At 64.8% G+C, this 20,429-nt stretch carries 22 protein-coding genes; 10 read left to right on the forward strand and 12 right to left on the reverse strand.

Translation table 11 applies throughout. The features are described from left to right. Window positions 1–104 precede the first annotated feature (104 nt). Genes EN818_RS12405 through EN818_RS12420 form a run of 4 tightly spaced genes read left to right on the forward strand, consistent with a single transcriptional unit; the run spans window position 105 to window position 3,311 of the window. Window positions 105–872, forward strand: a complete 768-nt coding sequence (locus tag EN818_RS12405) for an SDR family oxidoreductase (protein ID WP_095805446.1) — start codon at window positions 105–107, stop codon at window positions 870–872. Beyond that, window positions 869–1,804: a 2-dehydro-3-deoxygalactonokinase gene (locus tag EN818_RS12410; RefSeq protein WP_095805226.1), complete on the forward strand. Its 936-nt coding sequence runs from the start codon at window positions 869–871 to the stop codon at window positions 1,802–1,804. Before EN818_RS12405 ends, EN818_RS12410 begins: the two co-directional genes overlap by 4 nt. Next, window positions 1,801–2,439 carry a 2-dehydro-3-deoxy-6-phosphogalactonate aldolase gene (locus tag EN818_RS12415; protein ID WP_095805225.1) on the forward strand — a complete coding sequence of 213 codons (639 nt, stop codon included), beginning with the start codon at window positions 1,801–1,803 and terminating at the stop codon, window positions 2,437–2,439. Before EN818_RS12410 ends, EN818_RS12415 begins: the two co-directional genes overlap by 4 nt. After that, window positions 2,436–3,311 carry an SMP-30/gluconolactonase/LRE family protein gene (locus EN818_RS12420; protein WP_095805224.1) on the forward strand — a complete coding sequence of 292 codons (876 nt, stop codon included), beginning with the start codon at window positions 2,436–2,438 and terminating at the stop codon, window positions 3,309–3,311. Before EN818_RS12415 ends, EN818_RS12420 begins: the two co-directional genes overlap by 4 nt. A 504-nt stretch (window positions 3,312–3,815) precedes the next feature. Here the strand turns inward: EN818_RS12420 and EN818_RS12425 are convergent. The 9 genes from EN818_RS12425 to EN818_RS12465 form a co-directional block, all read right to left on the reverse strand. Further along, window positions 3,816–4,103, reverse strand: coding sequence for a DUF1330 domain-containing protein (locus tag EN818_RS12425; RefSeq protein ID WP_095805223.1), 288 nt, complete (start codon window positions 4,101–4,103; stop codon window positions 3,816–3,818). Window positions 4,104–4,126: 23 nt separating this feature from the next. Then, window positions 4,127–4,834 (reverse strand): orotidine-5'-phosphate decarboxylase, encoded by a 708-nt coding sequence (gene pyrF, locus EN818_RS12430; protein WP_165350090.1) that lies wholly within the window; start codon window positions 4,832–4,834, stop codon window positions 4,127–4,129. Then, the gene (locus EN818_RS12435; protein WP_095805222.1) at window positions 4,834–5,430 is read right to left on the reverse strand and encodes an NADPH-dependent FMN reductase; all 597 of its coding nucleotides are present in this window, start codon (window positions 5,428–5,430) and stop codon (window positions 4,834–4,836) included. The genes pyrF and EN818_RS12435 overlap by 1 nt, the downstream gene beginning before the upstream one ends. Window positions 5,431–5,619: 189 nt before the next feature. Further along, window positions 5,620–6,225 carry a phospholipid N-methyltransferase PmtA gene (pmtA, locus tag EN818_RS12440; protein WP_095805221.1) on the reverse strand — a complete coding sequence of 202 codons (606 nt, stop codon included), beginning with the start codon at window positions 6,223–6,225 and terminating at the stop codon, window positions 5,620–5,622. Between the two features lie 168 nt (window positions 6,226–6,393). Next, a complete protein-coding gene (dnaJ, locus tag EN818_RS12445) occupies window positions 6,394–7,524 on the reverse strand; it encodes a molecular chaperone DnaJ (protein WP_095805220.1) in 1,131 nt (376 codons plus the stop codon). Between the two features lie 202 nt (window positions 7,525–7,726). Then, window positions 7,727–9,643, reverse strand: coding sequence for a molecular chaperone DnaK (gene dnaK, locus EN818_RS12450; protein WP_095805219.1), 1,917 nt, complete (start codon window positions 9,641–9,643; stop codon window positions 7,727–7,729). A gap of 465 nt (window positions 9,644–10,108) precedes the next feature. Next, complete coding sequence (locus EN818_RS12455) at window positions 10,109–11,107, reverse strand: LLM class flavin-dependent oxidoreductase (RefSeq protein WP_095805218.1); 999 nt, start codon at window positions 11,105–11,107, stop codon at window positions 10,109–10,111. A gap of 277 nt (window positions 11,108–11,384) precedes the next feature. Next, window positions 11,385–12,551 carry an AI-2E family transporter gene (locus tag EN818_RS12460; protein WP_095805217.1) on the reverse strand — a complete coding sequence of 389 codons (1,167 nt, stop codon included), beginning with the start codon at window positions 12,549–12,551 and terminating at the stop codon, window positions 11,385–11,387. Between the two features lie 120 nt (window positions 12,552–12,671). Further along, window positions 12,672–13,727, reverse strand: coding sequence for an LLM class flavin-dependent oxidoreductase (locus EN818_RS12465; protein ID WP_095805216.1), 1,056 nt, complete (start codon window positions 13,725–13,727; stop codon window positions 12,672–12,674). 227 nt (window positions 13,728–13,954) lie between these two features. Between EN818_RS12465 and EN818_RS12470 the strand changes: the two genes are divergently transcribed. Continuing rightward, on the forward strand, window positions 13,955–14,383 hold the full coding sequence (locus EN818_RS12470) for a DUF6481 family protein (protein WP_095805215.1): 429 nt from the start codon (window positions 13,955–13,957) through the stop codon (window positions 14,381–14,383). A gap of 81 nt (window positions 14,384–14,464) precedes the next feature. On the opposite strand, the gene sugE is transcribed toward EN818_RS12470, so the two are convergent. Together sugE and EN818_RS34295 are read right to left on the reverse strand one after the other, a co-directional pair. Next, a complete protein-coding gene (gene sugE / locus EN818_RS12475) occupies window positions 14,465–14,779 on the reverse strand; it encodes a quaternary ammonium compound efflux SMR transporter SugE (protein ID WP_095805214.1) in 315 nt (104 codons plus the stop codon). 264 nt (window positions 14,780–15,043) lie between these two features. Further along, on the reverse strand, window positions 15,044–15,169 hold the full coding sequence (locus tag EN818_RS34295; protein WP_095805213.1) for a hypothetical protein: 126 nt from the start codon (window positions 15,167–15,169) through the stop codon (window positions 15,044–15,046). A gap of 248 nt (window positions 15,170–15,417) precedes the next feature. Here EN818_RS34295 and EN818_RS12485 point away from each other — a divergent pair, with 248 nt between their 5' ends. Together EN818_RS12485 and EN818_RS12490 are read left to right on the forward strand one after the other, a co-directional pair. Further along, complete coding sequence (locus EN818_RS12485; RefSeq protein WP_095805212.1) at window positions 15,418–16,377, forward strand: cation diffusion facilitator family transporter; 960 nt, start codon at window positions 15,418–15,420, stop codon at window positions 16,375–16,377. Between the two features lie 31 nt (window positions 16,378–16,408). Beyond that, window positions 16,409–16,813, forward strand: coding sequence for a GFA family protein (locus EN818_RS12490; RefSeq protein ID WP_095805211.1), 405 nt, complete (start codon window positions 16,409–16,411; stop codon window positions 16,811–16,813). Between the two features lie 263 nt (window positions 16,814–17,076). Here EN818_RS12490 and EN818_RS12495 read toward each other — a convergent pair whose 3' ends face one another. Beyond that, window positions 17,077–18,330 (reverse strand): DNA recombination protein RmuC, encoded by a 1,254-nt coding sequence (locus tag EN818_RS12495; RefSeq protein WP_095805444.1) that lies wholly within the window; start codon window positions 18,328–18,330, stop codon window positions 17,077–17,079. A gap of 103 nt (window positions 18,331–18,433) precedes the next feature. On the opposite strand from EN818_RS12495, the gene def reads away from it, so the two are divergent. From def to EN818_RS12510, 3 genes are read left to right on the forward strand one after another with little or no spacing between them, the layout of a single operon-like run. Next, complete coding sequence (def, locus tag EN818_RS12500; protein ID WP_095805210.1) at window positions 18,434–18,964, forward strand: peptide deformylase; 531 nt, start codon at window positions 18,434–18,436, stop codon at window positions 18,962–18,964. Window positions 18,965–18,970: 6 nt separating this feature from the next. Beyond that, window positions 18,971–19,906, forward strand: coding sequence for a methionyl-tRNA formyltransferase (gene fmt / locus EN818_RS12505; RefSeq protein WP_095805209.1), 936 nt, complete (start codon window positions 18,971–18,973; stop codon window positions 19,904–19,906). Continuing rightward, a complete protein-coding gene (locus EN818_RS12510; protein ID WP_095805208.1) occupies window positions 19,903–20,409 on the forward strand; it encodes an N-acetyltransferase in 507 nt (168 codons plus the stop codon). Before fmt ends, EN818_RS12510 begins: the two co-directional genes overlap by 4 nt. Window positions 20,410–20,429 lie beyond the last annotated feature (20 nt).

The following is a 20,429-nucleotide window of genomic DNA, read 5'->3' on the forward strand; positions in this document are numbered from 1 at the left end:
TCCATGTGCTTTTGTCAGACATAAGCGCGAAAATCTGACGTTTCTCCCTTGCCCGGACGACGTCTCTGGCTAGGATGCGCGCCGGCCAAAGGGAGAAAGAGATCATGATGCCATCGGCGCGTTTCGCCGACCTCGACGGCGCCTCGGTGCTGATCACCGGCGGCGGCTCCGGCATCGGCGCCGCGCTGACGGAAGGCTTCATGCGGCAGGGCGCCAGGGTCGCCTTTCTCGACATCGCCGACAAGCCCAGCAGGGCGCTTGCCGACCGCCTGGAAAAGGAGCTTGGCCGGCGGCCGCTCTATCTCAAGACCGACCTGCGCGACGTCGAGGCCCTGCGCGTTTCGGCGGCGAAGGCGGCTGAAGCGCATGGCGACGTCACCGTGCTCGTCAACAACGCGGCGCTCGACGACCGGCATGCGGTGGAAGACGTCACCGTCGAGTTCTGGGATAATAATCTGGCCATCAACCTGCGGCCGCACTTCTTCACCGCGCAGGCTGTGGCGCCCGGCATGAAGCGCGCCGGGGGCGGCTCGATCATCAACTTCACCTCGACCTCCTATCTCATCAACCACCCCGACATGCCGGCCTATACCGCTGCCAAGGCCGGCATACTCGGCCTCACCAAGGGCCTTGCCGGCAAGCTTGGCGCCGACCGCATCCGCGTCAACGCGATCGCGCCGGGCTGGGTGATCACCGAGCGGCAGCAGAAGCTCTGGGTCACCGAAGGCTCGCTCGCCGCCCATGTCGCCAAGCAGTGCATCAAGGAGGTCATGCAACCCGACGACGTCGTCGGCACGGTTTTGTTCCTGGCGTCCGACGCCTCGCGCATGCTGACGGCGCAGATGCTGATCGTCGACGGAGGCTTCCTTTGAGCGGCGCCCCGGCGATCGCCGCGCTCGACTGGGGCACGACAAGGCTCAGGGCCTGGCTGCTCGATGCTTCCGGCAAGGTGCTTGCCGAGCGGCGAAGCGATGACGGGCTGATCACCGCGCGCGAAAAAGGTTTTGCGAAGGTGCTGGAGGGACATCTTGCCGCCATGGGCGCTCCCCAGGCGCTGCCGGTGATCATCTGCGGCATGGCGGGTTCGCGCCAGGGCTGGCTCGAGGCGCCCTATGTCGGCGTGCCGGCGCCGATCGGCGCCATTTTGCGCGGCGCCGCCCGCATCGAGAGCGAGCGCCGCGATGTCCGCATCGTGCCGGGGCTGGCGCAGCGCCTGGCCGACGCGCCGGATGTCATGCGCGGCGAGGAGACCCAGCTTGCCGGCGCCGGCCTGCCGGCAAATGGCCGCCACCTTGTCTGCATGCCCGGGACGCATTCGAAATGGGTCGTGGTCGAGGACGGCGCGGTCGCCGGCTTCGGCACCTGGCCGACGGGCGAGCTGTTTTCGGTGCTGTCCGCGCATTCGATCCTGAAACATTCGCTAGGCGAGCATCCGGCCCCGGTGGCGGCGGACAATCCTTTCTTCCGCCAATGGTGCGAGCAGGCGCTGGGCGAGGGCGGCGACGTCATTTCGAAGCTGTTCGCGATCCGCGCCGCGGGACTGCTACAGGATTTGAAATCCGAGGATGCCGCAGCCTGCCTGTCCGGACTGCTGATCGGCGGCGAGATCGCCTCGGCCACGCGCCGCTATGGCTTCAGCGAAACGCCGGTGGTGTTGATCGCCTCCGGCGCGCTCGCCAACCTTTACGGCGCAGTCTTGGACCTGGCCGGCTTGCCCTTCAGGACGGTCGATGCGGACGAAGCGGTGCGCGCTGGCCTCATCGAGGCAGCGTGCGAGAACGGCATGATCGGAGGCGCAGCGTGACTGAGACCGCACCCTTTCCAAAACTCCGGCGCGGCCTTGTCGCCATCCTGCGCGGGCTGAAGCCGACCGAAGCGGTGGCGATCGGCCGGGCGGTTTTCGACGCCGGCATCGAGGCGATCGAGGTGCCGCTCAATTCGCCCGAGCCGTTCACCTCCATCGCCAGTATCGCCGCGGCGCTTCCCGAAACCGCGCTGGTCGGCGCCGGCACGGTGCTGACTGCGGCCGATGTCGACGCCCTGCACGAGGCCGGCGGCCGGCTGCTGGTCAGCCCCAACATCGATGCCGAAGTCATGGGCCGCGCGATGCACCATGGCATGGTGACGATGCCCGGCGTGTTCACGCCCACCGAGGCGTTCCTTGCCATCAGGCTCGGCGCCTCGGCGCTGAAATTCTTCCCGGCAAGCGTGCTCGGCGCCGTCGGCATTTCGGCGATGCGCGCCGTGCTGCCGGCCGCCACCGTGATCGGCGCTGTCGGCGGCGTTTCCGACAAGGATTTTGCCGGCTACAAGACGGCTGGCGTCAGCGTCTTCGGCCTCGGATCGAGCCTCTACAAGCCGGGCGCCACCGCCGAAGAGGTGGTTGAGCGCGCCCGCGCCGCGGTCGCCGCCTGGGACGAAGCCTTCGGAGCGGCATGATGGACAGCGTTTCGGTCTTGAGCGACCACATCTGCCAGCTGGGCGAAGGCCCGAGCTACGATCCGGTCACCGACACGCTGTTCTGGTTCGACATCGTCAACGGCAAACTGCTGGAAAAGCCGCTCAGCGGCACCCTGAAGGTCCACGATCTCGGCCTGATGGCCAGCGCCATCGCCATCATCGATGACGCCCGCCAGCTGATCGCCACCGAGACGGGCCTCCATGTCCGGGACGTCGAGACCGGCAGGTTGACGTTGCACACACCGATCGAGGCCGACAACCCGCTCACCCGTTCCAACGATTCCCGCGTCCACCCTTGCGGTGCCTTCTGGACCGGCACGATGGGCAAGGACGAGGAGAAGGGTGCCGGTTCGATCTACTGGTTCTTCAAAGGCGAGCTGCGGCGCCTGTTTTCGGGAATCACCGTCTCCAATTCCATCTGCTTCTCGCAGGACGGAACCATCGCCTATTACACCGACACCGCGACCGGGCTGCTGATGCGCGTCGCCTGCGATGCGGCGACCGGCCTGCCGACAGGCGAGGCAAAGGTGTTTGTCGATCATCGCTCGTACAAGGGCTATGTCGATGGCTCCGTCGTCGACCGCGACGGTGTGCTGTGGAATGCCGTCTGGGGCGGCAAGGCGGTCAAGGCCTATTCGCCCGACGGCACGCTGCTGCGCGAGGTCGCGATGCCGGTGACGCAGCCGTCCTGTCCCGCCTTCGTCGGCGCGAAGGCCGACCGCCTGGCGGTGACGTCGGCCTGGAAGGGCAAGGACGACAAGCAACGCCAGCTCGACCCGCAAGCCGGTATGACCTTCGTTCTGGATGTGCCAGTCAGGGGCCGCTTCGAGCCGCGCGTGCTGATCGCCTGATACCGCTCCGGCCGGTGGGCTTCTGGCGGGCTTGGTTAGGAAGTGAAGAACCATGCGGAGAGCTGTAGTTCTGTGACTGTTGAATAAAGTCGCAAGAACCCGCATCCTTCGCGAATGCACATATCTGTGCCATTCGAGCTTGCCCGCTCCAGCATTGCTTTCGTCGAATCGGGCGGCCCTTCCAGACCATGGCCGACTTCACGGCGCTCCAGGTGATAGCGGGCAGGCCGCCAGGGTTGCAAGCACGTCCAAAAACTTCGTCATTCCAGGGCGGAGCAAGGAGCGAAGCGACGCGCGCAGACCCTGAAATCCATGCCGTTACCCGGTCCGTGGAGTGCAGCGGGGGCAGAATTCTGGACCGTAGCGGCGCGTTGAAGTTACGGCATGGATCCTCGGGTCTGCGCGCGTCGCGTCGCTCCTTGCTCCGCCCGTGGATGACGACAAGATGGGCGTGTCGGCTAATCTCCAACGTGCCAACGCAGCCGATCCCCTTACTTCGACGACCTAAACCCCCTCGACCAGCACGATCTCGCCGTCGGCCACCTTCTGGCGGATGGCGACGGCACGCTGATATTCGGGCGAGTGGTAGCAATCGCGCGCCGCCGCCAGCGACTCGAATTCGATGATGACGTTGCGGCCACGCCCGGGACCTTCGGCCTTTTCGTGCTCGCCGCCGCGCGCCAGGAATTTTCCACCGAAGCGCTCGAAGGCGGGCTTGGCCGCGGCGACATAGTCCTTGTAGCCCTCGGCGTCGCGCACATCGACGCGTGCGATCCAGTATCCCTTTGGCATCTGTCTTCCTCCGGTTTGAAACGTCAGGCGGATTGCATCTCGGCCAGGATCGCCTCGGCCGCCGCGCGCCGGTCCGGCGCGGCGACGATCGGCCGGCCGACGACGAGGTGGCTGGAACCGTTGCGAATAGCCTGCGCCGGCGTCACCACGCGTTTCTGGTCGCCATGATCGCTGCCTGCCGGACGGATGCCGGGGGTCACCACAGCCATGTCGGGGCCGACGATCCGGCGCACCGCTTCCGCCTCCTCGGCCGAGCAGACGATGCCGCCCATGCCGGCATGCAGCGCCTGTTCGGCGCGCCTCAGCACCAGCGTGTGCGGGTCGTATTCATAGCCGGCGTCGATCACGTCCTGCTCGTCCATCGAGGTCAGCACGGTGACCCCCAGCAGGCAGAGATCGCTGCCCTTGGCTGCCTCGACCGCCGCCTTCATGGTCTTGGGATAGGCATGCAGCGTCAGCATCGACATGCCCATCCTCACGATGTTCTCGACACCTTTGGCCACCGTATTGTCGATATCGAGCAGCTTCATGTCGAGGAAGATCTTGGTGCCGCCGCTGGCGAGTTCGCGCGCGAAGTCGAGCCCGCCGGCGAAGGCGAGCTGGTAGCCGATCTTATAGAAGGAGACGGAGCCTTCCAGCTCGCGCACTGCCCTCTCGGCGTCCTTGAGCGTCGGCAGGTCGAGGCCGACGATCAGCCTGTCGCGCATCCCTTCGGCCTGCACGGAGTGCATCACGCCTCGATCCGGATGGACAGCATGCGCGAGGTTTCGATCAGTGTCCGGCATAGGCGCTCCATCGATTGGTGTAGTCGTTCGTCCCGGAACTGCCCATCCTGGTCGAAGGCCTCGCCGGCGTTCGACACCGAACATTCCGGCGTAATCACTTCCATCTGGCAGCGCACCAGCACGGCGCGCAGATGATTGATGCAGCGTATGCCGGCAAACTTGCCCTCGGAGGACGAGCAGAGGCCGACGGGCTTGGCGGAGAGCGGCCTGAACGGACGGCTGCCTTCCCTGCGTATGCGGCTTACCCAATCGATCGCGTTCTTCAGCAGCGGCGGGATCGAGCCATTATATTCGGGCGTCGCGATCAGAAGCCCGTCATGGGTGCCGATCAGCCGGCCGAGCCGGACAGCGTTTTCCGGGACGCCTTTTTCCTTTTCCAGGTCCTCGTCCATGATCGGCAACGGATAGTCGCCCAGCGATATGCGCGTCACTTCGGCGCCCTGCAAGGCGAGTTCCTTCTGCGCCACGTCGGCCGTCCGGCCGCTGAACGCGCCCGTGCGCACCGAGCCGGCGAAGACGAGGATTTTCGGGATTACTGCCATTGGCCACCTTGTTCCCGGACAGGTACAGCCAGGGGCCATTCAAATCAACGGCTGGATGAGGGGACAGGGGTTAAGGGAGTAGGGGAGTAGGGCAGTAAGGGAGTAAGGGAGTAAGGGAGTAAGGGAGTAAGGGAGTAAGGGAGTAAGGGAGTTGCCTCGATTTTCCCTATTCCCCTAATCCCTTCTCATCTAATGCGCATTGCGCCGGTAGATCCACAGCTGCGTCGGCGGAATGTTGCGAATGATGAAATCGAAATGCTTGACGGTGTAGTCGCCGCGGCCGGGCGGGATCGGCGACATCGGCCCGTAGGTCAGCTGGACGATCGGCCGGCCGGCGGGAATGCGGTCGAGCAGGCTTTCGATATAGGCGATGCGCTGGGCAACCGGGAAATTGAGCAGCGGCACGCCCGAGACGACCGAATCGAACACCATGTCACGCTTGTCGCCGAGCGTGGCATTCAGATTGAAGGCGTCGCCCTCGATGACGTTGACGCCCGGATAGAGCCGGCGCAGGTGACGCACGAAGTCGGTGGAATACTCGACCGCGTAGAGATTTTCCGGCTTCACGCCTTGGGCGAGAATGGCGCGGGTGATGACGCCGGTGCCGGGCCCGACCTCGAGCACCGGCAGGCCCGACTTCGGGTTGACGACCGAGGCCATCTTGCGTGCGGTGACCGAACTGGTAGGGACGATGGAGCCGACCGCCTTGGGCTTGTCGATCCAGCCCTTGAAGAACTTCAGCTCGTCATCGAACTTTTCCGCAAGCGCTTTGCGCAACCCGGGACCACGTGCCATGCGAGCTCTCCTCAACGCTCCCCCCGCCCCGCTACTTAACAGCTAGGTGGAACAAGGCAAGGCGTCAATCTGGCATAAGGTGTTGATGACGCTTGGTGCGGGGGCGGTAACGCAAGTCGCCCAAAAGTGCGAAGCGGTTTTGGGGCAACGACTTGCGTCAGGAAAATCTCAGCTCTCGCCGAAAGACTCGAAAAAGTCCTTCATGCGGGCGAAAAAGCCGCTCGACTGCGGCGAGTTGTCCTTCGAGGACAGCTGCTCGAACTCTTCCAGCAGCTCGCGCTGGCGCCGCGACAGATTCTGCGGCGTCTCGACCGCCGTCTGGATGTAGAGATCGCCGACATTGGGCTGGCGCAGCACCGGCATCCCCTTGCCCTTGAGCCGGAACTGGCGGCCGTTCTGGGTGCCTTCCGGCACTTTCACCTTGGTCTGCGTGCCGTCGAGCGTCGTCACCTCGAACGAGCCGCCAAGCGCAGCCGTCGTCATCGAGATCGGCACCTTGCAGTAGAGATCCGCGCCGTCGCGCTGGAAGAATTCGTGCGGTTTCACCGCCAGGAAGATATAGAGGTCGCCCGACGGTCCGCCGCGCAGGCCGGCTTCGCCCTCATTGGCAAGGCGGATGCGGGTGCCGTCCTCGATGCCGGCCGGAATGTTGACCGACAGCGAACGCTCCTCGGTGACGCGGCCCTGGCCGGCGCATTTCGGGCAGGGGTCCTTGATCGTCTGGCCGCGGCCCTGGCATTGCGGGCAGGTCCGCTCGATCGAGAAGAAGCCTTGCGTGGCGCGCACCTTGCCGTGGCCATGGCACATGGCGCAGGTGGCGGGCTGGGTGCCCGGCTTGGCGCCGCTGCCCGAACATTCCGCGCAGGAGATCGAGGCCGGAACCCGGATCTGCGCCGTCTTGCCGGAGAACGCTTCTTCGAGCGAGATCTCCATATTGTAGCGTAGATCGGCGCCGCGCTCCCGGCCGCCTGAGGAGCGGCGCTGGCGGCCGCCCATCATGTCGCCGAATATGTCCTCGAAAATGTCGGCGAAGCCGCCGGCGCCGAAGCCGTGCGCAGCGCCGTTCATGCCGCCCTGCTCGAAGGCGGCGTGGCCGAAACGGTCATAGGCCGCGCGCTTCTGTGGATCCTTCAGCGTCTCGTAGGCTTCGTTGATTTCCTTGAACTTGTGCTCGCAGGCATGGTCGCCTGGGTTGCGGTCGGGATGGAACTGCATGGCGAGCTTGCGGAAAGCGCTCTTGAGCTCCTTGTCATCGGCGCCCTTCTGCACGCCCAGCGTTTCGTAGAAATCAGCTTTCATCTTTTCCCGCTGTCCGGATGCTCAATGTCTTCAAGCATTGTTGCGACGTTTGCCGGCACGTTGTTCGATTTAGGAGCGATGATGCCCGGATGCTAGTGCCGAGCCGGGCTCCTGCAGTGTTTTTCCGTCACTTTTTAGCTCGGGGTTGCAAAAAAGCCCGGCTTTGCGCCGGGCTCTTCGCAACTATCTGCCGTCAGCCGGCTCAGGCCGACTTCTTCTTGTCGTCGTCTTCGTCGATTTCCTCGAAGTCGGCGTCGACCACGTCCGAGTCCTTGGCGGCGTCCGCCTTCGCGTCGGCTTCCGCCGCTTCCTTCTGCGAGGCCTCGTACATGGCCTGGCCAAGCTTCATCGACGCTTCGGCGAGCGCCTGCGACTTGGCCTCGATGGCGGCGACGTCGTCGCCTTCGGCAGCAGCCTTCAGCGCCGAGATGGCGTCGGCGATGGCGGTGCGGTCAGCCTCCGAGACCTTGTCGCCATACTCCTTCAGCGACTTCTCCGACGAATGCACCAGCGCTTCGGCCTGGTTGCGGGCCTCGACCAGGGCACGGCGCTTCTTGTCGGCTTCGGCATTGGCCTCGGCGTCCTTCACCATCTTCTCGATGTCGGCGTCGGACAGACCGCCCGAGGCCTGGATGCGGATCTGGTGCTCCTTGCCGGTGCCCTTGTCCTTGGCCGAGACGTTGACGATGCCGTTGGCATCGATGTCGAAGGTGACTTCGATCTGCGGCACGCCGCGCGGGGCCGGCGGGATGCCGACCAGGTCGAACTGGCCGAGCAGCTTGTTGTCGGCCGCCATCTCGCGCTCACCCTGGAAGACGCGGATGGTCACCGCAGACTGCGAATCCTCGGCCGTCGAGAACACCTGGCTCTTCTTGGTCGGGATCGTCGTGTTGCGCTCGATCAGCCGGGTGAACACGCCGCCCAGCGTCTCGATGCCGAGCGACAGCGGCGTCACGTCGAGCAGCAGCACGTCCTTGACGTCGCCCTGCAGCACGCCGGCCTGGATCGCGGCGCCGAGCGCGACGACCTCATCCGGATTGACGCCCTTGTGCGGCTCCTTGCCGAAGAACTGCTTCACGATCTCCTGGATCTTGGGCATGCGGGTCATGCCGCCGACCAGCACCACCTCGTCGATCTCGCCCGCCTTCAGGCCGGCGTCCTTGAGCGCTGCCTTGCAGGGATCGATCGTGCGCTGCACGAGATCCTCGACCAGGCTTTCGAATTTCGCCCGGGTGAGTTTCATCGTCAGGTGCTTGGGCCCGCTGGCGTCGGCGGTGATGAAGGGCAGGTTGATCTCGGTCTGCGTCGTCGACGACAGCTCGATCTTGGCCTTCTCGGCCGCTTCCTTCAGGCGCTGCAGGGCGAGCTTGTCGGCCTTCAGGTCGATGCCCTGTTCCTTCTTGAACTCGGCCGCCAGATACTCGACCAGGCGCATGTCGAAATCCTCGCCGCCGAGGAAGGTGTCGCCATTGGTCGACTTCACCTCGAAGACGCCGTCGCCGATTTCGAGCACCGAAATGTCGAAAGTGCCGCCGCCAAGGTCATAGACGGCGATGGTCTTGCCGTCCTTCTTTTCCAGGCCGTAGGCGAGCGCGGCAGCGGTCGGCTCGTTGATGATGCGCAGCACCTCGAGCCCGGCGATCTTACCGGCGTCCTTGGTCGCCTGGCGCTGGGCGTCGTTGAAATACGCCGGAACGGTGATGACCGCCTTCTCGACCTTCTCGCCGAGATAGGCTTCCGCCGTTTCCTTCATCTTCTGCAGGATCATCGCCGAGATCTGGCTGGGCGATTGCTTCTTGCCGCTGGCCTCGACCCAAGCGTCGCCATTGTCTCCCTTGACGATCTTGTAGGGGACAAGCTTCTTGTCCTTCTCCGTCACCGGATCGTCATAGCGGCGGCCGATGAGGCGCTTGACCGCGAAGATGGTGTTTTCCGGATTGGTGACCGCCTGGCGCTTGGCCGGCTGGCCGACGAGACGTTCGCCGTCGCTCGAGATGGCGACGATGGAAGGCGTCGTGCGCGCACCTTCCGCATTCTCGATCACCTTGGGCTCCTTGCCGTCCATAATGGCGATGCAGGAGTTGGTGGTGCCGAGATCGATACCGATAACTTTTGCCATTGCTCTAGTCTCTCCTCTAAGCAGGCTCTCAGGACCCTGAAAGGCGTTCCGACGAAAGCCCCTGTTCACAAGAATGCCGTCCCGTCCCGGTCTGCCAGGGCCGGACGGCTTGGCGCGTATATAAGAACAGGCTGCACGGCGCGCAAGCATCCTGCGCAAGCAGTTGGCGATCCCGTTCCGCCGCCCCAAAACGACTTGAATCAAGCATATCGCAGCCGATTTGATCGCCCGATGCGGCCGCGCGCGCCAAATCCGGCGCGGGCAAAATCGTCGCAGTCGCCGGGATCAGGCGTCGAAGGCTTGCGGACACAGCGCCTGCAGCTTCGCAGAGACATGACTCCCGCCTGCGATCACCAGCGTGATGGCGAACTGCATGCGCTGGTCGAGATCATCGGTCACGGAACGGCTCGCGCTTGGGGAAGACGGCTGCCCTTCGCAGACAAAAGCCGGCAAAGCCGCTTGGGGTCACGCCGCCCGTGAGATCGATCCATGGACGTCCGCGAGAATCTCGAACGAGCGCACGCGCGCCGCATGGTCATGGATCTGGGCCGTCACCATCAGCTCGTCGGCGCCGGTGCGGCGGACGAAGGCCGCGATGCCCTGGCGCACCGTTTCCGGCGAACCGACGACGGCGCAGGACAGCGCTTGGCCAAGCATGATCTTGGCGACCGGATCGAGGTCGCGCTCATAGTTCTCGACCGGCGGCGGCAACTTGCCGGGGCGGCCGCTGCGCAAATTGACGAAAGCCTGCTGCAGCGAGGTGAACAAGAGCCGCGCCTCCGCGTCGGTGGGCGCGGCAAAGACGTTGAGGCCGAGCATGACATAGGGCTTGTCGAGCTGCGCCGAGGGTTGGAAGCGGGTGCGATAGACCTCCAGCGCGTGCTCCAGCTCGGCCGGCGCGAAATGCGAAGCGAACGCGTAAGGCAGTCCGAGCAGCGCAGCGAGCTGTGCGCCGTAGAGGCTGGAGCCGAGGATCCAGACCGGCACCTCCTGGCCTTCGCCGGGCACTGCACGAATGCGTTGGCCCTCCTCGGCCGGCTGGAAGTAGCCCATCAGCTCGACGACGTCCTGCGGGAAATTATCGCTGGCCTCCAGGTTGCGGCGCAGCGCGCGCGCCGTCGCCATGTCGGTGCCGGGGGCGCGGCCGAGACCGAGGTCTATGCGGCCGGGGTGGAGCGCGGCCAAGGTGCCGAACTGCTCGGCGATGACCAGCGGCGCGTGGTTGGGCAGCATGATGCCGCCGGCGCCGACGCGGATCGACTTGGTGCCGCCGGCGACATGCGCGATCACCACGGAAGTCGCGGCACTCGCGATACCCGGCATGTTGTGGTGCTCGGCAAGCCAGTAGCGCCTGTAGCCGAGCCGTTCGGCATGGCGGGCGAGGTCGAGCGAATTGGCGAGCGACTGCGAGGCGTTGCCGCCATGGGTGATCGGCGACAGGTCGAGAACCGAAAGGGCCGTCATGTCTTACCTCTCCACGATGTTTTTTGCTGCGGAGCATCGGTCGCTCCGCGATCGCCGATGCGGGGCGATTGTGGATCGATGTCGAAGGGGACCGCGGTCATGAAGGTCCGGGCTTTGACCGGCCCGATATAGGCACTCGCCCTGGCCGCCGCAAACAAGGGGAGCGGACCAAGGATTGGGCCAGATACAACGCTTGTCCCCCAATGCGCAGCGGTCCTTGAGGACATGCCATTGCCAGCGACCTAAGCCGCTGTCTTTCGGTTTTCCCGACGCGTCTTCAGGCAGCAGGCTTGTGGTTGTTCTCGTCCGCCTCGTCGTCGACGACGATGGTCTGCTGCGCGGCCAGGAAGTTGCCGACGTGGCTCAAGCCTTCGAAATGGTCGCAGAACACCTTCACCACCACCAGCAGCGGCACCGCCATCAACGCGCCGATGAAGCCCCACAGCCACGACCAGAAAGCGATGGCGATGAAGACTGCGACCGCATTGATCTCGAGCCTGCGTCCCACCATTATCGGCGTCACGAACTGGCCCTCGACCAGATCGCAGAGCAAGACGAAGCTCGGCGCCAGCAGCGCGTAGGAAATGCTGTCGAAGCTGATCAGCGCGATTATCGTTACCAGCAGAAGGGTGATCAGCGCCCCGACATAAGGCAGGAAGTTGAGGAGCGTCGCCGCCGCGCCCCACACCTGTGGGTTGGGCATGCCGAGCCCCCAAAGGCCCATTCCGATCACCGTGCCCAGCCCCACATTGATGACGGCCACCGTGAGCAGGTAATGCGAGATTTCGCGCTCCACGTCGTAGACCACGCGCAGCGCCCGCTTCTTCTGGCTGAGGCTGGCGAAGGACTGGATGATCTTCTCGTAGAAGAGCGTGCCGGAGGCGAGCAGGAACAGCGACAGCACGAAGACGATGGTGATGCTGGTGCCGGCCGACAGCACATTGCCCGCGGCAGTGGACAGGATGCCGGAGGGCGCCACCGAGACCTTCTGCACGCCGGGTTCCTGGGACGTCTCGGTGAGCCCGCCCAGCTGGTGAGAAATTTCCATGATCTTTTCGAGCGGCCGTTTGAGCTGTGCCAGCCGCTCGGTCAGCTGCATGCCGATCGAGGAGGAGTTGTTGATGAGCTCGATGACCGGACCGCTGAGCAGGTAGCCGGCCGACGCGATCAGGAAGACCGAGAGCAGCACCAGCAGTGTCGCCGAGACCACATCGGGTATGCCGTGCTTGCGCAGAAAGCGCACGATCGGCGTCAGCGTCAGCGCCAGCAGGAAAGCCAGGATGACCGGCATGAAGAAGTCGCGCCCGAAATAAAGCGCATAGACGCTCATCAGCAGGAAAATGCCGATCAGCAGCGAACGCATAAGCCGCACTTCCGGCCCGACCTTGGGCGGATCAGGGGTTTCGGCCATGCCTGCGCCCGAGGTGGTCGACTCGGCTTTCATCCTTTCCCCTCAGGCGCCGCAATGGGCGGCATGGGCGGAAACGCCCCTGACGCGCCAAAAGTTCCGTTAGCCGAGGGCGACGGAAGCATCGGGTCCGTCGCCCTCAGAATGTCGGCCAGGCTACTGCGCCGCCACAGCCGGGACGGGCTTTGCCGTCTCCTTGCGCACGATCGGCGCCACCTTGGTGCCGTAGAGCTCGATCGCCTTCATGATCTTGGCATGCGGCATGGTGCCGATCGCCATCTGCACCAGGAAGCGGTCGTTGCCGAAGATCTTGTGCTGCGCGACGATCTTTTCCGCGACCTGCTCGGGACTGCCGACGAACAGCGCGCCGTTCGGTCCGCGCGACTGGTCGAAATGCGCCCGCGAGGTCGGCCCCCAGCCGCGCTCGCGGCCGATCCGGTTCATCACCTCGGCCTGCGGCGCGTAGAAATCGTCGGCCGCCTTCTCGGTCGACTCGGCGATGAAGCCGTGCACGTTGAGGCTGGTGGCAAGCGAGCCCGGGTCGTTGCCGGCCCGCCTTGCCGCTTCGCGATAAATCTGAAACAGCGGCGCGAAGCGCGCCGGCTCGCCGCCGATGATGGCGAGCGCCAGCGGCAGGCCGAGCGCGCCCGCGCGGGCGGCGGACTGCGGCGTGCCGCCAATCGCGATCCAGATCGGCAGCTTCTCCTGGTGCGGTCGTGGATAGACGCCGCGACCGTTGATCGGCGCCCGCAGTTTGCCGGACCAGGTGACCTTCACGCTGTCGCGGATGGCGAGCAGCAGGTCGAGCTTTTCGGCGAACAGCTCGTCATAGTCCTCGAGCTTGTAGCCGAACAGCGGAAAGGACTCGATGAAAGAGCCGCGGCCGGCCATGATCTCGGCGCGGCCGCCGGACAAGAGATCGAGTGTGGCAAACTGCTGGAAGACGCGCACTGGATCGTCGGATGAGAGCACGGTGACCGCGCTGGTCAGCTTGATGCGCTTCGTGCGCTCCGCCGCAGCGGCCAGTGCCACGGCGGGCGCCGAGGCCGCGTAGTCGGGACGATGATGCTCGCCGAGGCCGAACACGTCGAGGCCGACCTGGTCGGCCAGCTCGATTTCCTCGATCAGGTTGCGCAGCCGTTCATGCGGGCCGATGGCGCCGGGACCCGGTTCCGGGCTGACATCCGCGAAAGTGTAGAGGCCGAGTTCCATTTTCATGCATCCTGGTGCGCTGTTTGCGCGTTGTCTCTCGGCGCTAGAGGTAGCGATCGGCGGTGCCGCCCGCCAGTGGCGCGATTCGTGAACAGTGCATCGCGCGAACCAGGACGTATCCCGCCGGCAACAGCTCAGAATTTCATGGCTGGCATACCGATTTGGCGCTTGAACTCATGACTTTCGCGCGTATGTAAGCGTCGCGAATTGACTGCAAGGAAGTGGACTTGGCTATCTACAGGGAAAAAGACATTTTCGAGCGGCGCAACGCCGCGAACGAGGCAAAGAAGGCGCTCCTTGAGCGCTTCAAGGCAAGGCCGGCCGCCGACGACCCAGCGGTGCTGGCGCGTCAGGCCGAGCGCAAGGCAATTCTCGAGGCCCGCGCTATCCGCGAGGCCGAGAAGGCCAGGCTGAAGCAGGAAAAGCTGGCGCGCGAAGCGGCCGAGAGGGCCGAGCGCGAGGCAGCGGCTGAAGCGGCTCGCATAGCCGCCGAAGAAGTGGCGGCAGCCGAGGCCAAGATCCGCGAAGCCGAGGAGAACGAGCGCATCGCGCGCTTGCTCGCCGACGAGGCCGAGCGTAAGGCCAAGCGCGATGCGCGCTACGCTGCCCGCAAGGCGCGCGTCGGCCGGACGCCGCCAGGCTTCTCCGCCCGCTAACAGCGGTTTCGTTCCAAGATGGCTCAGGGTCGCCAGTGGCGGCCCTGAAGGCGTTTGTCCTGGTGTCTTTGCTCGGGCGTGTCAGGCGACCAGCTTCAGCCCGACGATGCCGCAGACGATCAGGCCGATGCAGGCAAGTCGCACCACGGTCGCCGGCTCGCCGAGGAGCCAGATGCCGAGCAAGGCCGTGCCGACGGTGCCGATCCCGGTCCAGACCGCGTAGGCCGTACCGACCGGCAGCGTCTTCAGCGCCAGGCCGAGCAAGCCGAGACTGATGATCATCGAGGCAATTGTCAGCACGGTCGGCATCAGCCTCGAGAAGCCGTCCGTGTATTTGAGGCCGACCGCCCAGCCGATCTCGAACAGACCGGCGAAGAACAGAAAAATCCAGGACATCACAGTCACCCCATCGATCCGGCATCGCGTGTTGCGAATGCGGGAAGTGGCGGGTCGTCCCGGCCAAGTTTCATGAAAAGCGAGGTCGTCCTCGCTGCGCTGAAATACTGCATGTCACGCAAAACTGTGCAGCGGTCTTGCGAAAACGACATGCATAAAACAAAGGTCTAGAGCGCGTCGCTGCCCAGTTCCCCGATCAACAAAGCACCGGCAGCACTGTCCATGCTGCCGGCTGCAAATTGAGTCGAGAAGGATCGTGAGAGGCTATTTTTCCTTGATCCTGATCGCCTTGACGGGCGGCGCCTTGAGGGCCGGGGCCGCGGCAGGCTTCTTCGCGTCCTTCTTCGGCTTGCGGGGTTCCTTGCCCGCCTTCATCGCACCTTTAGCCATGATTCGCTCCTCCGCTTGTGGGCAGCCAAGTGAAACAAGAGAAGCGCCCGACCGCAAGTGGCTGCGCATGGTCGGAGCCGGTTTCGGCGATTTCGATCAGTTTGCTCGGCACGGCGCGGACTCGGAAAGCAGCGACTGAACTATAGCGCTAACCCCGCCGTGAACCTCGGGACCGCTGGCGCATTGTCTGTGGAGCTTAGGTCGCCGCGCCGCTAAGCTCGTCGGCGTCAGACAGGTCAGGAACGCGAATGGCAGGGCATGCCGGTTCGAAAAGGGTGATCTATGCCGCGCTCGCCGGCAACCTTGCGATCGCGTTGACCAAGTTCGCCGCGGCCCTCTTCACCGGCTCGTCCGCCATGCTGTCGGAAGGCGTTCACTCGCTGGTCGACACAGGCAATGGCGCACTGCTTCTCTATGGCATGCATCGCGCCGCGCGCCCCGCCGACCACACGCATCCGCTCGGACATGGACGCGAGCTCTATTTCTGGAGCTTCATCGTCGCGCTTCTGGTTTTCGCGCTCGGCGCCGGCGTTTCCTTCTATGAGGGCATCATCCACATCATGACGCCCGAACCGGTCGTCAACGCCAAGGTCAACTATGTCGTGCTCGCCTTGTCCTTCCTGTTCGAAGGCAGTTCCTGGCTGGTGGCGCTGAAGGAGTTCCGTCGCCAAAAGGGCCGGCAGGGCTGGCTCGAGGCGGTGCGCCGCAGCAAGGATCCGAGCGTCTATACCGTGCTGTTCGAGGACAGTGCGGCGCTGCTCGGACTGATGGTCGCATTTGCCGGCATCCTGTCAGCCGAACTCCTGGAAATCCCCGAGCTCGACGGGCTCGGCTCGATCGGCATCGCGATCATCCTCGGCGCGACCGCCATCTTCCTGGCGCGCGAGAGCAAGGGCCTGCTGCTTGGCGAGCCCGCTTCACCGGAGGTGCAGAGGAAGGTGCTGGCGATTGCCGGCCAGGACCCGGCCGTGCAGCAGGCGAACGGTATATTGAGCGTCCATATCGGCCCGGAGGAGATCGTCGCCGGCTTGAGCATCGAGTTCGAGGATCACCTCACCGCTCCCGATATCGAAGCTTGCGTCGAGCGGCTGGAGGCGCGGCTGAAAGAAGAGATGCCGCAGATCACCAGACTGTTCGTCAAGCCGCAGGCGACTGGCACATGGGAGCTGCGGCGCAGGGCCATCGCCGAGGCGGCCGGCGAGGACTAGGCTTAGGACAAACTCTTGAGGAGGAAGGCTGATGAAGATCGACGGCGGATGCCATTGCGGCGCCATCACCTATGAGGCGGAGGTCGATCCGGAAAAGACCTCGATCTGCCACTGCACGGATTGCCAGCAACTGACCGGCACCGCTTTCCGCGTGACGGTCCCGGCGCCGGAAAGCAACTACAGGATCACCAGCGGCACGCCGAAGGTCTACATCAAGACCGGCTCGAGCGGGGCCAAGCGCGCGCAGGGCTTTTGCGGCGAGTGCGGGTCGCATCTCTATGCCACGTCGGTGGGCGACGGACCGAAAATCTATGGCATCAGGGTCGGCACAGCGCGTCAGCGCGAGGAGCTCGTTCCCAGAAGACAGGTCTGGCACCGCTCGGCGCTGCATTGGCTGCCTGAATTCGAAGGCATGACGACGATCGAGGAGCAGTAGCAGCGAAGCCCTTGGCGATTGGCGGAAGCCTTCTCACCTTCGTCATCCTCGGGCTTGACCCGAGCATCCATTCCGTGACGTCTCTTGAAGCGCGCGGCGGCACAGAACTCTGCACCGCGGCAACGCCGGAATGGATTCTAGGGTTGGCGCGCGTCGCTTCGCTCCTTGCTCCGCCATAGAATGACGAAGCGATGGGCGTTCTGACCTATCTCCAAGGTATGCACCTAGGAAGAATCGCTCTTTCCAACCTCCGCGTCGAGCAGCTACTCGCTGTCTTCCACGACCCTAAGCCGTAACTGGCCTGTCTTGGAATCCGCCACCCGCGCGCTTGGCTCGATCCTGGCCGGACCGCCGCGGGCCGGCTCGGTTTCGCCTTCGGCGAATTCCAGCGCCTCGATCTTCTGGCCGCGCTTGGTGACCTTCGAGGTCGAGACGAGGATGTCGTCTATGTCCTTGGCTGCCTGACCGAAATGCGTCTGCAGGCGACGCACCCGCTCGTCGACGCGCCCCACATCCTCCATCAGGCGGATCACTTCACCCTGGATCAGATGCGCCTGCTCGCGCATGCGGGCATCCTTGAGGATAGCCTGTATGACCTGGATCGACAGCATCAGCAGCGACGGTGAAACGATGACGACCCGGGCGCGATGCGCCTTCTGCACGACCGCCTCGAAATTCTCGTGGATCTCGGCGAATACCGATTCAGAAGGCACGAACATGAAAGCGGTGTCCTGCGTCTCGCCCTGGATCAGGTATTTCTCGGCGATATCGCGGATATGCACCTCGATGTCGCGCCGGAAGGCCTGTGCCGCCGACTTCTGCAGGTCGGCGCCTTCGGCGGCACGGATGGCGTTCCAGGCTTCGAGCGGAAACTTCGCGTCGATGGCAAGCATCGGTGCGCCGTTGGGCATCCGCACCAGGCAGTCTGGCCGGCTGCCGTTGGAGAGGCTTGCCTGAAACTCGTAGGCGCCGTGCGGCAGGCCGTCGGCGATGATCGCCTCCATGCGCGATTGGCCGAAGGCGCCGCGCGTCTGCTTGTTGGACAGGATCGCTTGCAACTGCACCACCTGGCCGGCGAGCGACTGGATGTTGCCCTGCGCGGTATCGATCACCGCCAGCCGCTCCTGCAGCCTGGCCAGGCTTTCATGCGTCGACCTGGTCTGTTCGGCCATGGTCTGGCCGAGGCGACCGGTCATGGCATCGAGACGCTGGCCGAGCGACTGGGTGAGTTCGGCCTGTCTGGCGCCGAACACTTCGGCGATCGCCCCCATGCGCCCCTGCATCTCGGCCTGGGCCTGCAGGATGTCGGCCATCCGGGCCTCGGTGTCGCGCGCATGGTCGGCGGCTTCGCTCGCTGCGATCGCGCGCGCCCCGGCGGCGCGCCATAGCGCCACGACGAGCGCCACGAACAGAGCCAGCAGCAGAAGCGCGCCAACAAACAGCGCTTGGCCCAGCGTGATCGTGGTGGCGCCGAGCCGCGCGACCGGTTCTGAAAAGATCGAGGTCGTGTCGTTCATGGCGGCACCATAGCCGATTCGGTCGCCCGGCACAGATCAAAACGTGAACAGTCCACCGGAGCCCCGGTTGACGCTTTTCCAGCGAGGTCTTAGGTGAGACGCCATGTCGATCAAGCCGCTCATCATTCTTCCCGATCCTCTCCTGCGCCAGGTTTCGAAGCCGGTCGAGCGCGTCGATGGCGACCTCCGCAGACTCGCCGACGACATGCTGGAGACCATGTATGACGCGCCGGGCATCGGCCTGGCAGCGGTCCAGATCGGCGAGCCGCTGCGCATGCTGGTCATCGACCTTGCCAAGGAAGGCGAGCCGCCGGCCCCGCATGTTTTCATCAATCCGGAAGTCCTCGAAAGCTCCGACCAGCGCTCGGTCTATGAGGAAGGCTGCCTGTCGATCCCGGACTACTATGCCGAGGTCGAGCGTCCCGCCGCCGTGCGGGTGAAATATCTCGACCGCGACGGCAAGCTTCAGGAGATGCAGGCCGAAGGGCTGATGGCGACCTGCCTGCAGCATGAGATCGACCATCTCAACGGCGTGCTGTTCATCGACCACATATCCAAGCTGAAGCGCGACATGGTGGTGAAGAAGTTCAAGAAGCTCGCCAAGGACAAGGCGCCGGGCAAGATGGTGGGCTAGGGGATCATGCCCCTTCGCGTCATCTTCATGGGCACGCCGGAGTTTTCGGTGCCGACGCTGCGCGCCGTCGCCGAGGCGGGCCATGACGTCGCCGCCGTCTACACGCAGCCGCCGCGCGCCGCCGGCCGCCGCGGACTGGAATTGACGCCCTCGCCCGTGCAGCGCGAGGCCGAACGGCTGGGCATCGCGGTGCGGACGCCGGCTTCGCTCAAAGGCGAGGCCGAGCAGCAGGCGTTCGCCGCCTTGCAGGCCGATGTCGCCGTAGTCGTCGCCTATGGCCTGCTGCTGCCGAAAGCGGTTCTCGAGGCAACCAGGCTAGGCTGCCTCAACGGCCACGCCTCGCTTCTGCCGCGCTGGCGTGGTGCTGCGCCCATCCAGCGCGCCATCATGGCCGGCGATGCGGAGACCGGCATGATGGTGATGCGCATGGAGGAAGGCCTCGACACCGGTCCGGTGGCATTGGTTGAAAAATGTGCCATCGGACCCGATATCACCGCCGGTGAATTGCATGACCGCCTGATGACGATCGGCGCTCCGCTGATGGTGGAAGCCCTCGCGCAGTTGGGGATAAATTGTCTGACATTTGCCTCACAGGCGACTACGGGGGTGACCTATGCCCGAAAAATCGATAAATCGGAGACACGCGTAGACTGGACGCGGCCTGCCGGCGAAGTCCACAACCACATCCGCGGCCTCTCGCCCTTTCCGGGCGCGTGGTGCGAGGTCGAAATTGGCGGCCGCCCAGAGCGGCTGAAACTGCTTCGCTCGACGCTCTCGGATGGCGTCGGCGAGTCGGGAGGAATTCTCGATGACCGGCTGACGGTCGCCTGCGGGTCAGGCGCGGTCCGGCTGGTCGAAGTTCAACGGGCGGGTGGAAGGCCCGCCGCCGCGCAGGAGTTCCTGCGCGGGGCCAAGATCGAAAAAGGAATGAAACTCTCATGAGCATGATGTCGATACGCGCGGCGACGCCGCGGGATCGCGAGGCGATCCGCCTCGTCGAAGAGCATGCATTCGGCCAGCAGGCGGAGGCCGGCCTGGTCGACGCGCTGGTCGCCGGTGGCGACACCGTGGTCGAGCTGGTGGCGGAAGAAGACGGCCAGGTCGTCGGCCATATCCTGTTTTCCAGGCTGTTCGTGCAGAATGGCGGCAAGCGCTTCGCCGCCGTGGCGCTGGCGCCGCTGGCGGTCGAGCCGTCCTTCCATGGCACCGGCATCGGCGGCGCGCTGATCCGCGAGGCGCATCTCCGCCTCAAGGAAGCCGGCGAGCGGCTGGCCGTGGTGCTGGGCGACCCGGCCTATTACGGCCGCTTCGGCTACAGCCACGGGCGCGCCGAGAAGTTCGAGAGCGAGTATCAGGGCGAGGCTTTGCAGGCTCTGGCCTGGGGTGACGCGCCCGAAGCCGGCAAGCTGGTCTACGCCTCGGCCTTCACCGCGCTCGCCGCCTAGAGCATGATCGCGAAAAGTGG

It is taken from the genome of Mesorhizobium sp. M3A.F.Ca.ET.175.01.1.1, from assembly GCF_004791945.1.
In the GTDB taxonomy this organism is placed as follows: domain Bacteria; phylum Pseudomonadota; class Alphaproteobacteria; order Rhizobiales; family Rhizobiaceae; genus Mesorhizobium.

What these genes read in the sequence shown, in the direction of transcription:
- EN818_RS12425 (WP_095805223.1), bottom strand. Translation starts at nt 4,103, where the DNA reads ATGCCAAAGGGATACTGGATCGCACGCGTCGATGTGCGCGACGCCGAG.
- pmtA (WP_095805221.1), bottom strand. Translation starts at nt 6,225, where the DNA reads ATGGCACGTGGTCCCGGGTTGCGCAAAGCGCTTGCGGAAAAGTTCGAT.
- EN818_RS12495 (WP_095805444.1), bottom strand. Translation starts at nt 18,330, where the DNA reads ATGAACGACACGACCTCGATCTTTTCAGAACCGGTCGCGCGGCTCGGC.
- EN818_RS12460 (WP_095805217.1), bottom strand. Translation starts at nt 12,551, where the DNA reads ATGAAAGCCGAGTCGACCACCTCGGGCGCAGGCATGGCCGAAACCCCT.
- EN818_RS12420 (WP_095805224.1), top strand. Translation starts at nt 2,436, where the DNA reads ATGATGGACAGCGTTTCGGTCTTGAGCGACCACATCTGCCAGCTGGGC.
- EN818_RS12510 (WP_095805208.1), top strand. Translation starts at nt 19,903, where the DNA reads ATGAGCATGATGTCGATACGCGCGGCGACGCCGCGGGATCGCGAGGCG.
- def (WP_095805210.1), top strand. Translation starts at nt 18,434, where the DNA reads ATGTCGATCAAGCCGCTCATCATTCTTCCCGATCCTCTCCTGCGCCAG.
- dnaJ (WP_095805220.1), bottom strand. Translation starts at nt 7,524, where the DNA reads ATGAAAGCTGATTTCTACGAAACGCTGGGCGTGCAGAAGGGCGCCGAT.
- EN818_RS12465 (WP_095805216.1), bottom strand. Translation starts at nt 13,727, where the DNA reads ATGGAACTCGGCCTCTACACTTTCGCGGATGTCAGCCCGGAACCGGGT.
- sugE (WP_095805214.1), bottom strand. Translation starts at nt 14,779, where the DNA reads ATGTCCTGGATTTTTCTGTTCTTCGCCGGTCTGTTCGAGATCGGCTGG.
- EN818_RS12490 (WP_095805211.1), top strand. Translation starts at nt 16,409, where the DNA reads ATGAAGATCGACGGCGGATGCCATTGCGGCGCCATCACCTATGAGGCG.
- EN818_RS12455 (WP_095805218.1), bottom strand. Translation starts at nt 11,107, where the DNA reads ATGACGGCCCTTTCGGTTCTCGACCTGTCGCCGATCACCCATGGCGGC.
- EN818_RS34295 (WP_095805213.1), bottom strand. Translation starts at nt 15,169, where the DNA reads ATGGCTAAAGGTGCGATGAAGGCGGGCAAGGAACCCCGCAAGCCGAAG.
- pyrF (WP_165350090.1), bottom strand. Translation starts at nt 4,834, where the DNA reads ATGCACTCCGTGCAGGCCGAAGGGATGCGCGACAGGCTGATCGTCGGC.
- EN818_RS12485 (WP_095805212.1), top strand. Translation starts at nt 15,418, where the DNA reads ATGGCAGGGCATGCCGGTTCGAAAAGGGTGATCTATGCCGCGCTCGCC.
- dnaK (WP_095805219.1), bottom strand. Translation starts at nt 9,643, where the DNA reads ATGGCAAAAGTTATCGGTATCGATCTCGGCACCACCAACTCCTGCATC.
- fmt (WP_095805209.1), top strand. Translation starts at nt 18,971, where the DNA reads ATGCCCCTTCGCGTCATCTTCATGGGCACGCCGGAGTTTTCGGTGCCG.
- EN818_RS12435 (WP_095805222.1), bottom strand. Translation starts at nt 5,430, where the DNA reads ATGGCAGTAATCCCGAAAATCCTCGTCTTCGCCGGCTCGGTGCGCACG.
- EN818_RS12405 (WP_095805446.1), top strand. Translation starts at nt 105, where the DNA reads ATGATGCCATCGGCGCGTTTCGCCGACCTCGACGGCGCCTCGGTGCTG.